Source organism: Streptomyces sp. CA-135486 (genome assembly GCF_050936555.1).
Taxonomy (GTDB): Bacteria; Actinomycetota; Actinomycetes; order Streptomycetales; family Streptomycetaceae; genus Streptomyces.
On the sequence record NZ_JBNJMM010000002.1, the window covers coordinates 1,993,524 to 2,006,289 of the forward strand.

The 12,766-nt window shown below is 71.7% G+C and carries 11 protein-coding genes; 7 read left to right on the forward strand and 4 right to left on the reverse strand.

The window, feature by feature from the left end; genetic code table 11:
- The first annotated feature begins 15 nt into the window (after positions 1 to 15).
- Positions 16 to 324 carry a hypothetical protein gene (locus ACQEVG_RS28500; protein WP_432988954.1) on the forward strand — a complete coding sequence of 103 codons (309 nt, stop codon included), beginning with the start codon at positions 16 to 18 and terminating at the stop codon, positions 322 to 324.
- Here the strand turns inward: ACQEVG_RS28500 and ACQEVG_RS28505 are convergent.
- Genes ACQEVG_RS28505 through ACQEVG_RS28515 form a run of 3 tightly spaced genes read right to left on the reverse strand, consistent with a single transcriptional unit; the run spans position 272 to position 6,560 of the window.
- Complete coding sequence (locus ACQEVG_RS28505) at positions 272 to 1,036, reverse strand: SDR family NAD(P)-dependent oxidoreductase (protein ID WP_432988956.1); 765 nt, start codon at positions 1,034 to 1,036, stop codon at positions 272 to 274. The genes ACQEVG_RS28500 and ACQEVG_RS28505 overlap by 53 nt on opposite strands.
- Before the next feature lie 32 nt (positions 1,037 to 1,068).
- A complete protein-coding gene (locus ACQEVG_RS28510; RefSeq protein WP_432988958.1) occupies positions 1,069 to 1,890 on the reverse strand; it encodes an Fpg/Nei family DNA glycosylase in 822 nt (273 codons plus the stop codon).
- A 35-nt stretch (positions 1,891 to 1,925) separates the two neighbouring features.
- A complete protein-coding gene (locus ACQEVG_RS28515; RefSeq protein ID WP_432988961.1) occupies positions 1,926 to 6,560 on the reverse strand; it encodes an ATP-dependent helicase in 4,635 nt (1,544 codons plus the stop codon).
- A gap of 92 nt (positions 6,561 to 6,652) precedes the next feature.
- On the opposite strand from ACQEVG_RS28515, the gene ACQEVG_RS28520 reads away from it, so the two are divergent.
- From ACQEVG_RS28520 to ACQEVG_RS28530, 3 genes are read left to right on the forward strand one after another with little or no spacing between them, the layout of a single operon-like run.
- Positions 6,653 to 7,513: an AraC family ligand binding domain-containing protein gene (locus tag ACQEVG_RS28520; RefSeq protein WP_432988964.1), complete on the forward strand. Its 861-nt coding sequence runs from the start codon at positions 6,653 to 6,655 to the stop codon at positions 7,511 to 7,513.
- A gap of 43 nt (positions 7,514 to 7,556) precedes the next feature.
- Positions 7,557 to 8,336: an AzlC family ABC transporter permease gene (locus ACQEVG_RS28525; protein ID WP_432992972.1), complete on the forward strand. Its 780-nt coding sequence runs from the start codon at positions 7,557 to 7,559 to the stop codon at positions 8,334 to 8,336.
- On the forward strand, positions 8,333 to 8,641 hold the full coding sequence (locus ACQEVG_RS28530) for an AzlD domain-containing protein (RefSeq protein WP_432988967.1): 309 nt from the start codon (positions 8,333 to 8,335) through the stop codon (positions 8,639 to 8,641). Before ACQEVG_RS28525 ends, ACQEVG_RS28530 begins: the two co-directional genes overlap by 4 nt.
- Before the next feature lie 37 nt (positions 8,642 to 8,678).
- Here the strand turns inward: ACQEVG_RS28530 and ACQEVG_RS28535 are convergent, their stop codons facing one another.
- Positions 8,679 to 9,614: a hypothetical protein gene (locus tag ACQEVG_RS28535; RefSeq protein WP_432988970.1), complete on the reverse strand. Its 936-nt coding sequence runs from the start codon at positions 9,612 to 9,614 to the stop codon at positions 8,679 to 8,681.
- A 79-nt stretch (positions 9,615 to 9,693) separates the two neighbouring features.
- Between ACQEVG_RS28535 and ACQEVG_RS28540 the strand changes: the two genes are divergently transcribed.
- The 3 genes from ACQEVG_RS28540 (at position 9,694) to recA (ending at position 12,766) form a co-directional block, all read left to right on the forward strand.
- Complete coding sequence (locus ACQEVG_RS28540) at positions 9,694 to 9,888, forward strand: DUF3046 domain-containing protein (RefSeq protein ID WP_432988972.1); 195 nt, start codon at positions 9,694 to 9,696, stop codon at positions 9,886 to 9,888.
- Between the two features lie 253 nt (positions 9,889 to 10,141).
- The gene (locus ACQEVG_RS28545) at positions 10,142 to 11,329 is read left to right on the forward strand and encodes an AI-2E family transporter (RefSeq protein WP_432992975.1); all 1,188 of its coding nucleotides are present in this window, start codon (positions 10,142 to 10,144) and stop codon (positions 11,327 to 11,329) included.
- 303 nt (positions 11,330 to 11,632) lie between these two features.
- Positions 11,633 to 12,766 (forward strand): recombinase RecA, encoded by a 1,134-nt coding sequence (gene recA / locus ACQEVG_RS28550; protein WP_432988975.1) that lies wholly within the window; start codon positions 11,633 to 11,635, stop codon positions 12,764 to 12,766.

Genomic DNA, 12,766 nt, shown 5'->3' on the forward strand with positions numbered 1-12,766 from the left:
CCGGAGGAGGCAGCCATGGCAGTACGCGGGGTCGCCATCGTGCCGGTCGTCGCCCTCGGGCTGCCGGCCGGTGTGCTGTGGTGGTGGGCAGTGCTGCGGCTGCTGTTCGTGACGGAGCACGCGGGCCTGGTGGAGGGGGCGGTGGTGGCAGGCGGGTGGGGGCTGAGCCTGCTGCCGGTGCATGTGACCGCGTCGCGGGGGAAGGGCGTGGTCGCTGGGGTTGGGGTCACCAGGACGGGGGTCGCCGGTGACGGGGTCACCAGGACCGGGACTACCAGGGCATGGCGACGCCGCCGTTCGGGCGGAGGATCTGGCCCGTCGTGAAGGCGGAGGCATCGGACGCCAGATGAAGGACCGTATGGGCGATGTCCTCCGGTTCGCCCACGCGGCGCAGCGGGGAGAGCCGGACCATCGTGGCCTCGGCCTGGCGCTGGAGCGTCGCGTCATGGCGGTCGGTCATGGGGGTGCGGATCCAGCCCGGGGCGACCGCGTTGACACGGATGGAGTGCGGTCCCAGTTCGGTGGCGAGGGTCTTGGTGAGCTGGACGACGGCCGCCTTGGCGGCGCTGTAGCAGAGCAGCCCCGCGCTCGCGGCGTCCACGGCGCCGGATGCCATGGTGACGATGGAACCGGGGGTGCTCGCCGCGATCATGGCGCGGGCCGACTCCTGGCAGGCGTACAGAATCCCCTTGAAGTTGACCGCGAGGACGCGGTCCAGGTCCTCGTCCTTCGTCTCGAGGACCGGGCTGCTGTGCATGATTCCCGCGACGGCGGCCAGGATGTCGAGCCGGCCGACGCCCTGGATCGCGGTCTTGAGCAGGGGACGGTCGGTGACGTCGAGCGGGTGGGTGTGGGCCGTGCCGCCGGCGTCGGCGATCAGGGCGCGGGTCTCGTCGAGGCCCTTCTCGTCGACGTCGGCGCAGTGGACGGTGGCTCCCGCCTCGGCCAGCAGGCGCGCTGAGGCGCGGCCTATGCCGCTGGCCGCCCCGGTGATGAACGCGGTGCGGCCGGTGAGGTCGTACGCCGTGAGGGGCATGCCGGGACGGTACGACTGGATCTGATGGGTCGTCAACTGATGGGTCCGGATTGGCAGCCCGGGCACCAGTAGGTGGGGCGCTCGCGGCTGCCGTCGCCCTGGTCGGCCTTGCGGATCGGGGTGCCGCAGCGCAGACATGGCATGCCCTCGCGGCCGTAGACATGCAGGCGGGCACCGGGGCGGCGGCCGCCGGTCGGGGCCGCCGTGTTTGCCGTGGTGCGGCGGTCGAAGCTGTTCTTGTTCATTTCCAGGAGACGGTGAGCCGTGCTCACGAGCCGCTCGGCGATGCCGGCGGGGAGCTCGCCGACGGGCAGCCAGGGCGTCACGCGGGCCAGGAACGCGAGCTCCGACTTGTAGACATTGCCGATGCCGGCGAGATTGCGCTGGTCGAGCAGCGCCTCGCCGAGGGTCCGGGCAGGGTCCCCGAGCAGACGGGCCACGGCGATGTCCGCGTCCCAGTCCGGGCCCAACAGGTCCGGGCCGAGGTGACCCACCGCCTGCTCCTCGTCGGCTGTGCGCAGCAGCTCCAGGACGGGGAGGCGGTACCCGACGGCAGTGTGGGCCTCGTTGCCGAGGATTGCCCGGATCTGGTGCGAGGGGCCGCCGCGCCAGCGCTCACCGGAGCCGAACACCTGCCAGGAGCCGTCCATCCGCAGATGCGAGTGGAGGGTGAGGCCGCCCTCGATGCGGGTGAGCAGATGCTTGCCGCGCGGGGTGACGTCCAGGACGGTCCGGCCGGTGAGATCGGCGGTGGCGAAGCGCGGGACGCGCAGGTCGGACCGGGTGAGGACCCGCCCGGTGAGGGCGCGGTGCAGGCGCTGGGCGGTAAGCCAGACGGTGTCTCCTTCGGGCATGGCATCCATGATGCGGGAACGCGTCCAGCGCGGCGTCAGGGGCGCAGCCGCAGGCCCCTGGGCGTGGCATGGAAGCCCGCCGCCTCCAGGACACGGCCCAGCGGAGAGGTCAGGGCCGGTATGCCGTTGATCCGCTCGACGGTGACCGTGCCGAGCGCGCCCGCGCGGGCCGCGCGCGCCAGCGCCTCGGCCGCCGCGTGAAGCGCGGCGGAGTCCGGGTCCCTCGCCCAGGCCAGCAGGGTCTTGCCGCCGCGCTCCATGTACAGGATGAGCTCGCCGTCGACCAGGACGACCAGGGAACCCGCCTTCCGGCCCGGCTTGTGCCCGGCCCCCGTCGGTGGCTCCGGCCAGGGCAGCGCAGCGCCATACGCATTGGCAGGGTCGGCGGCGGCCAGCACCACGGCCTGCGGCGCCGTCTGCACTTCGGCCCGCTCCCGGGCGGTGGCCGCCGCCCGGAGCCGGTCGACCGCGCCGTCCATCGCGAACTGGGCCGCGCCAAGCCCCTCCACGACATAACCGCGCCGGGCCTGACCGCTGTCCTCGAAGGCGGAGAGGATGCGGTACGTGGCGGAGAAGCCGCCCTCCACACCCTCGGCCGCCACCGCGCCGCGGGTCACCACGCCATGGCGGTCGAGCAGGGTGCGGGCAATGGCGTGCGCGCGGTGGGTCGCATCGGGCTCGGCGGCAGGGAGCAGGGACCAGCGGCCGCTCACCGTCGGCGGACCCGTACGCGAGGCGGGGCGGGCCGCCGCCGTCAGGCTGCCGTACCGCCCGCGCGGCACCGTCCGTCTGGCGCGATGAGCCGTCGACCCGGCGGTGCGTCCCGAGCCGAGCAGCGCACGGAGCGGCGCCAGAGTGTCATTGGTCAGCCGGCCCGACCAGGCCAGGTCCCAGATGACGTCGGCCAGTTGGGGATCGGTGGCGTCCGGGTGGGTGGTGGCCCGGACCTGGTCGGCGATCTGGCGGAAGAACAGGCCGTAGCCCGGGGAGAGGGCGCTGAGTACGGACTCGTGGAGCGCGGTGAGCTCCAGCGGATGCGGCTGGGGCAGCAGCAGCGGGGCGGCGTCGGCGAGATAGAGGGAGATCCAGCCGTCCTTGCCGGGCAGCGAGCCCGCTCCGGCCCAGACGACCTCGCCCGTCGTGGTGAGCTCGTCGAGCAGCCCAGGGGCGTACCCGGACACCCGGGACGGCAGGATCAGCTTCTCCAGGGCGGAGGCGGGCACCGCGGCTCCCTGGAGCTGCTCCACCGCCCGGGCAAGCCCGTCGATGCCGCGCAGGCTGTTGCTGCCCAGGTGCTGCCACTGCGGGAGGAAGCTGGCCAGGGCGGCCGGCGGGACGGGCTCCAGCTCCTGACGCAGGGCGGCCAGCGAGCGTCGCCGCAGCCGCCGCAGCACGGTCGCGTCGCACCACTCCTGGCCGATGCCGGACGGGTGGAACTCGCCCTGTACGACCCGCCCGTTCGCCGCGAGGCGCTGAAGCGCGCCCTCCGTGACGGCCACACCGAGGCCGAAGCGAGCTGCGGCCTGGGTCGAGGTGAACGGCCCGTGCGTACGGGCGAATCGGGCGAGCAGGTCCCCGAGCGGGTCCTTGACCGGCTCGGTGAACGCTTCCGGAACGCCCACCGGAAGGGCCGTGCCCAGGGCGTCGCGCAGCCTGCCCGCGTCCTCGATCGCCGCCCAGTGGTCCCCGCCCGCGATCCGGACCCGGATGGCCCGGCGCGCCGCGGCCAGATCCCGCGCCCACTGCGGATCGCCACCGCGCTCTGCCAACTCGGCGTCGGTCAGCGGGCCGAGGACCCGCAGCACGTCGGCGACGCCCTCAACGTCCTTGATCCGGCGGTCCTCGCTGAGCCACTGGAGCTCGCTCTCCAGCTCGGCCAGCACCTCCACGTCCAGCAGCTCGCGCAGCTCGGCCTGACCGAGCAGCTCGGCGAGCAGCCGAGAGTCCAGCGAGAGGGCTGCGGCGCGCCGCTCGGCGAGCGGCGAGTCCCCCTCGTACAGGAACTGCGCGACATAGCCGAACAGCAGCGAACGGGCGAACGGCGAGGGCTCGTGCGTGGTGACCTCGACCATCCGGACCCGGCGGGACTCGATGTCGCCCATCAGCTCGGTCAGCCCCGGCACGTCGAAGACGTCCTGGAGGCATTCGCGGACCGCTTCGAGAACGATCGGGAAGGACCCGAACTCGCTCGCCACCTGCAGCAGTTGGGCAGCGCGCTGGCGCTGCTGCCACAGCGGGGTGCGCTTGCCCGGGCTGCGCCTGGGCAGCAGCAGCGCACGCGCCGCGCACTCGCGGAACCGGGAGGCGAACAGCGCGGAGCCGCCCACCTGATCGGTGACGATCTGATCGATCTCACCCTTGTCGAAGAGGGCGTCCGCCGCGCCGACCGGGGCCTGCTCGCTGTCGTACGTCGTGTCCAGGTGGACCGGGTCCTGATCGAGCAGGTCCAGGCTCATCAGATCCGCGTCCGGAAGCCGGAGCACAATGCCGTCGTCGGCATGCATGACCTGCGCGTCCATGCCGTACCGCTCGGCGAGGCGGGCGCCGAGCGCCAGCGCCCACGGGGCGTGCACCTGGGCGCCGAACGGGGAGTGGATCACCACCCGCCAGTCGCCCAGCTCGTCGCGGAAACGCTCCACCAGGATCGTCCGGTCGTCCGGGACATGGCCACAGGCGCGGCGCTGCTCGTCGAGATAGGCGAGGACATTGTCGGCAGCCCACGCGTCCAGACCGGCGGCCACCAGCCGCAGCCGGGCGTCCTCCGCAGACAGCGCGCCGACCTCGCGCAGGAACGCGCCCACCGCGCGGCCCAGTTCGAGCGGGCGGCCCAGCTGGTCGCCCTTCCAGAACGGCAGCCGGCCAGGCACCCCGGGGGCCGGCGAGACCAGCACCCGGTCGCGCGTGATGTCCTCGATACGCCATGAGGTGGTGCCCAGGATGAAGACATCGCCCACCCTCGACTCGTACACCATCTCCTCGTCGAGCTCACCGACCCGGCCGCCGCCCTTCTTGGGGTCGGCACCCGCGAGGAAGACGCCGAACAGACCGCGGTCCGGAATCGTGCCGCCGGAGGTGACCGCGAGCCGCTGCGCTCCGGGCCGGCCCGTGACCGTCCCCGCGACGCGATCCCACACCACGCGCGGGCGCAGCTCGGCGAAGGCGTCGGAGGGATAGCGCCCGGCGAGCATGTCGAGGACGGCGGTGAAGGCCGACTCGGGGAGCGAGGCGAAGGGTGCGGCCCGGCGCGCCAGCGCCAGCAGGTCGTCGAACTGCCAGGTGTCCAGGGCGACCATCGCGACCAGCTGCTGGGCCAGCACATCCAGCGGATTGGACGGGACGCGCAGTGCCTCGATGGAGCCGCTGCGCATCCGCTCGGTCACCACAGCCGCCTGCACCAGATCGCCGCGGTACTTGGGGAACACCACGCCCGTGGAGATCGCGCCCACCTGATGGCCCGCGCGGCCGACGCGCTGGAGGCCGGAAGCGACGGACGGTGGCGACTCGACCTGGACCACCAGGTCCACCGCGCCCATGTCGATGCCGAGTTCCAGGCTGGAGGTGGCGACCACCGCGGGCAGCCGGCCCGCCTTCAGGTCCTCCTCGACCAGGGCGCGCTGCTCCTTGGAGACCGAGCCGTGGTGCGCACGGGCGAGCAGCGGCGGTACGCCCCGGGCGGCCCCGGACTGGGCCATGATCTCGGCCGGCGATGCCTCTTCGGGCATTGCCTCCCCCGTGGCGCGTTCGTACGCGATCTCGTTGAGGCGATTGCACAACCGCTCGGCCAGACGGCGGGAGTTGGCGAAGACGATCGTCGAGCGATGCGCCTGGACGAGATCGGCGATCCTCTCCTCGACATGCGGCCAGATCGAGGGCTTCTCCGCGCTGCCGTCGGGCGAGGACGAGGCGTCCGAGGCGGGGGAGGCGCCCAGCTCTCCCAGATCCTCGACCGGTACGACCACCGACAGGTCGAACTCCTTGCCCGAGGGCGGCTGGACGATCTCCACCTTGCGCTGCGGCGAGAGATAGCGCGCCACCTCGTCCACCGGCCGCACCGTCGCCGACAGACCGATCCGCCGGGCCGGGCTCGGCAGCAACTCGTCCAGCCGCTCCAGCGACACGGCGAGATGCGCGCCCCGCTTGGTCCCGGCGACCGCGTGCACCTCGTCGAGGATCACCGTCTCGATGCCCACAAGCGCATCCCGCGCCGATGAGGTCAGCATCAGGAACAGCGACTCGGGCGTCGTGATCAGGATGTCCGGCGGCTTGGTTGCGATCGAACGCCGCTCGGCGGCCGGGGTGTCGCCGGAACGGATGCCGACCCGCACCTCCGGTTCGGGCAGCCCCAGCCGCAGGGACTCGTGCCGGATCCCGGTGAGCGGGCTGCGGAGATTGCGCTCCACATCGACCGCGAGTGCCTTGAGCGGAGACACATAGAGCACACGGCAGCGCTTCTTCGGGTCCGCGGGCGGGGGTGTGGAGGCGAGCTGGTCCAGCGCGGCGAGAAAGGCGGCCAGCGTCTTGCCGGAGCCGGTCGGGGCGACGACCAGCACGTCCGAGCCCTCCTTGATGGCCCGCCAGGCCCCCTCCTGCGCGGCGGTGGGCGCGCTGAAGGCTCCCGCGAACCAGCTCCGGGTCGCGGGAGAGAAGGAGTCGAGTGCAGTCCTGGCCATGCCCCCCATCGTGCACCGCGCCACTGACAACCGGTGTCCAGGACATGGACGCGCAGGTCAGAGACTTGGAGGGAGGGCGCAGAATGGAGTCCATGGCGGCGGAGCGTAAGGACGAGTGGGCCAGACACTGGCAGTATCCGGGCGTGCCCGGACTCGACCTGCTCCGTGCCCGCTATATACGCCACTCCTTCGCCCGGCACAGCCATGAAGGCTTCGTCCTCGGCGCGGTCCGCCGCGGCATCGAGGACGTGATCATGCCGCAGGGCACGATCCGGGCCCGTCCGGGCACCGTCGTCATGATCAACCCGGAGGTGCCGCACTCCGCGCACGCCGGAGTCCCCGAAGGCTGGTCGTACGCCACGCTCTACCCGTCCTCGCAGCTGATCGCCGACATCGCCGAGGAGGAGACGACGCTGCGCGGCACCGTGGGGTTCGCCGAGACCATCGTCGAGGACGAGGACACCGCCCGGCTCATCGCCGCCGTGCACCGGGCCGCGGAGGAGGGCAACGCGCTCGCCGCCGACAGCCTCCTGCGGATCGCCGTGGTCCGGCTGCTGCGCAGCCACGGCCAGTCGCTGCCCGCGCGTACGCCGATTGCGGCCGGAGCCCGCACCGCCGCCCTCGCAAGGAACCTCCTCGAGGAACGCATGACCGAACCGCCGTCCCTGGAGCGGCTGGCGCGCGAGCTCGGCACCAGCCCCTTCGCGCTGCTGCGCGCCTTCAAGGCCGCATACGGCATGCCGCCGCACAGCTGGCTCACCAACGCGCGCGTGCGTACCGCGCGCCGCCTCCTGGAGGCCGGAACGGCGCCCGCGGAGGCCGCCGCCGCGGTCGGCTTCACCGACCAGCCGCATCTCAACCGGCATTTCACCCGGATCGTCGGGGTTCCGCCGGGGGCCTACCAGCGGGAGCGCGCAAGAACGTACAAGACCGGGGGCGGCGCGCCGACGTAGCGTCCGGGACGTGGCAGAAGACCAGACGGCACCCCCGCAGACCATGACGGAGACACCCGTACAGGCAGTGGCAGAGACACCCGCAGAGACGGCCACCCGGCCCGCGGCGAAGCCCGACAGCGCCGTCGTCCGCGACGCGCTCGGCGTCGGCCTCGCCGTCGGCCTCTCCGGCTTCGCCTTCGGTGTGACCTCCGCGGGATCCGGCCTCACCCTTCTGCAGACGTGTGCGCTCAGCCTGCTCGTCTTCACCGGCGCCTCGCAGTTCGCGCTCGTCGGCGCGCTCGCGGCCGGCGGCAACCCGCTCACCGCCGCAGCGGGGGCCTTCTTCCTCGGTGTACGCAACGCCTTCTACGGGCTGCGGCTGTCGCAGCTGCTCGCACTGCCGCGCTTCCTGCGTCCGCTGGCCGCGCACTGGGTCATCGACGAGACCACGGCCGTCGCCCTCGCCCAGCCGACGCGGCGGGCCGTACGCCTCGGCTTCACCGTCACCGGGCTGACGCTGTACGTGCTGTGGAACCTGACCACGCTCCTCGGGGCGCTGGGCGCCGAGGCTCTTGGTGACACCGACGCCTGGGGCCTTGACGCCGCGGGTCCGGCGGTCTTCCTCGCCCTGCTCGCGCCCATGCTGCGTACGACGACCGAGCGGGCCGTCGCCGGGCTCGCGGTCGTACTGGGGCTCGGGTTCCTGCCCGTGCTGCCCGCAGGGGTGCCGGTGCTGGTGGCGGCGCTGGCCGCGCCCGCCGTCCTGTGGCTCAAGGGCCGCACGATCGCCGGAAACGAGAAGAAGATCGCGAAGAGCCGGCACAGGAGCGAGGACCGATGAGCATCTGGATCGCGATCGTGGCGACCGCCGTCGGCTGCTACGTGGTCAAACTGGCCGGCCTGCTGGTGCCGGCCGCCGCCCTTGAGCGCCCGCTCGTCCAGCGGCTGGCCGCGCTGCTGCCCGTCGCCCTGCTGGCCGCGCTCACCGCGCAGCAGACGTTCAGTACGGACAGTTCCCTGGTCCTCGACGCACGCGCGGCGGGGCTTGCGGCAGCAGCGATCGCGCTGGTTGTGCGCGCACCCTTCCTGGTCGTCGTCGGTGCGGCAGTGGCGGTCACGGCGGGCGTGCGCGCGCTCGGAGGCTGACCGCGGGCGCCGCGGACAGGGGCCGGGGCCCGTCGCGTCATCCGATGGCGTGACCGTGCGCCCGCAGCGTACGCAACGCCTCGATCGTCACGATCGGGCGCGCCTCGAGGGCGGTCCCTGGCGCCCACTGACGCCAGTTGACCGGCCAGCCGCCGTCTTCGCGTTGTTCGGCGGCGAGATGTTCCAGCGAGCGTGCCATCTCCTCGTCCGTGAACCACCTGCGGGCGAGCGACTGAGGCGTACGGGCGTAGTGGTACGGAAAGTGGTGCTCGCCCGGCGCATAGCCGGGCGCGACCGGGTACTCCTCCAGCCGGTCCGGGTCGAGAACCGCGAGACGCTGCTTGCGCACCAGTCGGCCGAGCCGGTCCGCCGTGGCCTCGGCGCGCGAGCGGTCCGGGACCCCGTCCAGGAAGCCGACAGCGGCCTCGATCTCGTACGGATGGGACTTCTCGAGACCGTCGACGGCGGCCCAGCAGAAGTCGGTGGCCCGGAACAGCCATGCGTGCCACACCTGGTTGCGGTGCAGCAGCCCGACCACCGGGCCCGTCGCGAGCAGCTCGCTCGGAGGGTCGTCGACGATCGGGATGAAGGGCGCGGCCGGATAGCCGCGCTGTGAAGGGTGGATCGCGGGCAGCGCCCCGTCGCTCGTCGACACCTCGGTGAGATAGCGGCACATCCGCTCCACGCGCAGTCCGCCGCAGCGGCCGATGGAGTCCAGAACGCGCAGGGCGTGCGCCGTGTGCAGAGGCTGGCTGACCGGCCCGCGCAGATCGGGTTCGAGTGCGTGGCCGTAGCCGCCGTCCTCGTTGAGGTAGGCGGCCAGGGCGGTCTCGACGGCGTCCGAGTCGCCGCCCAGGAAGTGGTACGCGAACCTCCGCTGCTCGAGCACCCGGGCGGTCAGCCAGATGAAGTGCTCGGCGCGGGAGAGGGGAGACGTGAGCGAGGGTGCGGGGGTTGCTCCTGTTCCAGCCATGTTGCAGACCGTAGAGCGGAAAGGGCTTTCGGCATGCGGGACGGACGGACCGCACCCCCGGGGGCGGGATACTGACGTCATGCGGTTGACGATTTTCTGGGAGCGGATGGCGGACCACTTCGGTCCTGCCTACGCCGACTCCTTCGCGCGCGACCATGTGATGGCCGAGCTCGGGGGCCGTACGGTGCACGAGGCGCTTGCGGCCGGCTGGGAGGCGAAGGACGTGTGGCGCGGGGTCTGTGCCGCGGTCGGCGTCCCGCCGGAGAAGCAGTGACCTGCCCGCGAACTGATCAGCGGGAGACGGTGCGAGCCATGAGATCCGGGGTGGCCGATCAGCAGCGGCGGCTGTAGGTGACACTGGCAAGGTGGCCGAGAACGACAGGACCGAGCAGGACAGCACGGCGCAGCACGTGACCGATCGGGACACGGCCGCTCAGGACGCGACCGCTCAGCACACGACTGATCAGGATGTGATCCCGCCGGGCACGCCGCCCGCCCCACCGGTGGCCGGATCCTCCGGTGCCCGAATGCCCCGCTGGCTGCCGCGCGCCATGGTGCTCGGGCTGGCGCTCTACGCCTGCTTCCAGCTGGGCAGTTGGGCCTTCCACCAGCTCATCGGGTTGCTGATCAACATCCTGATCGCCTTCTTCGTGGCGCTGGCGATCGAGCCGGCAGTAGGCAGGATGGCCGCACGCGGTATGCGCCGCGGGCTCGCCACCTTCCTGGTGTTCTTCGTGGTCCTGATCGTGGGCGCCGGCTTCACCGTGCTCCTCGGCTCGATGCTGGCGGGTCAGATCATCGACATGGTTGAGGGCTTCCCCAGGTACCTCGACTCGGTCATCCGCTGGATCAACGACACCTTCCACACCGAGCTCTCCCGGGTAGAGGTCCAGGAGAGCCTGCTGCGCTCGGACTGGCTGCGCAGGTACGTACAGAACAGCGCGAGCGGCGTGCTGGACATCTCCGCCACGGTCCTCGCCGGGCTGTTCAAACTGCTGACGATCTTCCTGTTCTCGTTCTACTTCGCGGCCGACGGGCCCAGGCTGCGGCGCACGCTGTGCTCCGTACTGCCGCCTTCCAAGCAGACCGAGGTGCTGCGCGCCTGGGAGATCGCCGTCGACAAGACCGGCGGCTATCTCTACTCGCGCGGTCTCATGGCGCTGATCTCCGGAATCGCGCACTACATCCTGCTGGAGATCCTCGGCGTGCCGTATGCACCGGCACTCGCCGTCTGGGTGGGGCTGGTCTCGCAGTTCATCCCGACGATCGGCACCTATCTGGCGGGCGCGCTGCCGATGCTGATCGCCTTCACCGTCAACCCCTGGTACGCGCTGTGGGTACTCGGATTCGTAGTGATCTACCAGCAGTTCGAGAACTATGTGCTGCAGCCCAAGCTCACCTCCAAGACGGTCGACATCCATCCTGCGGTGGCCTTCGGCTCGGTCGTCGCGGGTACGGCGCTGCTGGGAGCGGTCGGCGCGCTGATCGCGATCCCGGCGGTGGCCACCCTCCAGGCGTTCCTCGGCGCGTATGTGAAGCGGTACGCGGTGACCGACGACCCGCGGGTCCACGGCCACCGGCGACGAGGCGGCGGCCGGGCGCTGGCCCTGCTGCGCGGGCTGGTGCGCAAGGACCGCGACGCCCACAGGGACGCCGAGGCGGCCGACACCGACAAGAGCGGGGGCGCCGGGCCGGAGACCGGCGACCGGCCCTGAGGCGCGCGATGCGTGCCTGTGCCTCCGGGGCGGCCGCCTGAGGGGCGGGAGGGGAGGACCATGGCAGTAAGGGCGGGCGGACGTTCCACGGTCCGAGGCGTCTGAGGCGGCCGTGTGGTGCCGCTTGACACCAAAATCGAACATCCATTCTCATGGGATTCCGGCCCTCGGTTCCGCCTCGGTCTTCCGTCTCGGTTTCCGGGAGTTATCCACAGGCTGGACGGACGTCGGGGCCCATTGTCAGTGGCAGGGGTTAGCGTCTTTGACGTGAAGCGATCGACTCAAGCAAATCGGGTGGAACCCATGGCAGGAACCGACCGCGAGAAGGCGCTCGACGCCGCGCTCGCACAGATTGAACGGCAATTCGGCAAGGGCGCGGTGATGCGACTGGGCGAGCGGCCGAACGAGCCCATCGAGGTCATCCCCACCGGGTCGACCGCACTCGACGTCGCGCTCGGCGTCGGTGGCCTGCCGCGCGGCCGTGTGGTGGAGGTGTACGGCCCGGAGTCATCCGGTAAGACGACCCTGACCCTGCACGCCGTGGCCAACGCCCAGAAGGCGGGCGGCGCGGTGGCCTTCGTGGACGCGGAGCACGCGCTCGACCCCGAGTACGCGAAGAAGCTGGGCGTCGACATCGACAACCTGATCCTGTCCCAGCCGGACAACGGCGAGCAGGCGCTTGAGATCGTCGACATGCTCGTGCGCTCCGGTGCGCTCGACCTGATTGTCATCGACTCCGTGGCAGCGCTGGTGCCGCGTGCGGAGATCGAGGGCGAGATGGGCGACTCGCACGTCGGTCTGCAGGCACGGCTGATGAGCCAGGCGCTCCGGAAGATCACCAGTGCGCTGAACCAGTCGAAGACCACGGCGATCTTCATCAACCAGCTGCGCGAGAAGATCGGTGTGATGTTCGGCTCGCCGGAGACCACGACCGGTGGTCGCGCGCTGAAGTTCTACGCCTCGGTGCGGCTCGACATCCGCCGTATCGAGACCCTCAAGGACGGCACCGACGCGGTCGGCAACCGCACCCGCGTCAAGGTCGTCAAGAACAAGGTCGCGCCGCCCTTCAAGCAGGCCGAGTTCGACATCCTCTACGGCCAGGGCATCAGCCGCGAGGGTGGCCTGATCGACATGGGCGTGGAGCACGGCTTCGTCCGGAAGGCGGGCGCCTGGTACACGTACGAGGGCGACCAGCTGGGCCAGGGCAAGGAGAACGCCCGCAACTTCCTGAAGGACAACCCCGATCTCGCGAATGAGATCGAGAAGAAGATCAAGGAGAAGCTGGGCGTCGGCGTCAAGCCGGAGGCCCCGACCGCCGAGCCCGGCGCGGACGCCGCCGGTCCCGGTGCCGCCGCCCCGGCGGGGGACGCGGCGAAGTCGGTGCCCGCGCCCGCCTCCAAGGCCAAGTCGGCCAAGACGGCGGCGGCCAAGGGGTAG

Excerpts from the sequence above, each read along its gene's own strand:
- ACQEVG_RS28500 (WP_432988954.1), top strand. The coding sequence starts at position 16 with ATGGCAGTACGCGGGGTCGCCATCGTGCCGGTCGTCGCCCTCGGGCTG.
- ACQEVG_RS28525 (WP_432992972.1), top strand. The coding sequence starts at position 7,557 with ATGACGGAGACACCCGTACAGGCAGTGGCAGAGACACCCGCAGAGACG.
- ACQEVG_RS28530 (WP_432988967.1), top strand. The coding sequence starts at position 8,333 with ATGAGCATCTGGATCGCGATCGTGGCGACCGCCGTCGGCTGCTACGTG.
- ACQEVG_RS28520 (WP_432988964.1), top strand. The coding sequence starts at position 6,653 with ATGGCGGCGGAGCGTAAGGACGAGTGGGCCAGACACTGGCAGTATCCG.
- ACQEVG_RS28540 (WP_432988972.1), top strand. The coding sequence starts at position 9,694 with ATGCGGTTGACGATTTTCTGGGAGCGGATGGCGGACCACTTCGGTCCT.
- ACQEVG_RS28545 (WP_432992975.1), top strand. The coding sequence starts at position 10,142 with ATGCCCCGCTGGCTGCCGCGCGCCATGGTGCTCGGGCTGGCGCTCTAC.
- ACQEVG_RS28510 (WP_432988958.1), bottom strand. The coding sequence starts at position 1,890 with ATGCCCGAAGGAGACACCGTCTGGCTTACCGCCCAGCGCCTGCACCGC.
- ACQEVG_RS28535 (WP_432988970.1), bottom strand. The coding sequence starts at position 9,614 with ATGGCTGGAACAGGAGCAACCCCCGCACCCTCGCTCACGTCTCCCCTC.
- recA (WP_432988975.1), top strand. The coding sequence starts at position 11,633 with ATGGCAGGAACCGACCGCGAGAAGGCGCTCGACGCCGCGCTCGCACAG.
- ACQEVG_RS28515 (WP_432988961.1), bottom strand. The coding sequence starts at position 6,560 with ATGGCCAGGACTGCACTCGACTCCTTCTCTCCCGCGACCCGGAGCTGG.
- ACQEVG_RS28505 (WP_432988956.1), bottom strand. The coding sequence starts at position 1,036 with ATGCCCCTCACGGCGTACGACCTCACCGGCCGCACCGCGTTCATCACC.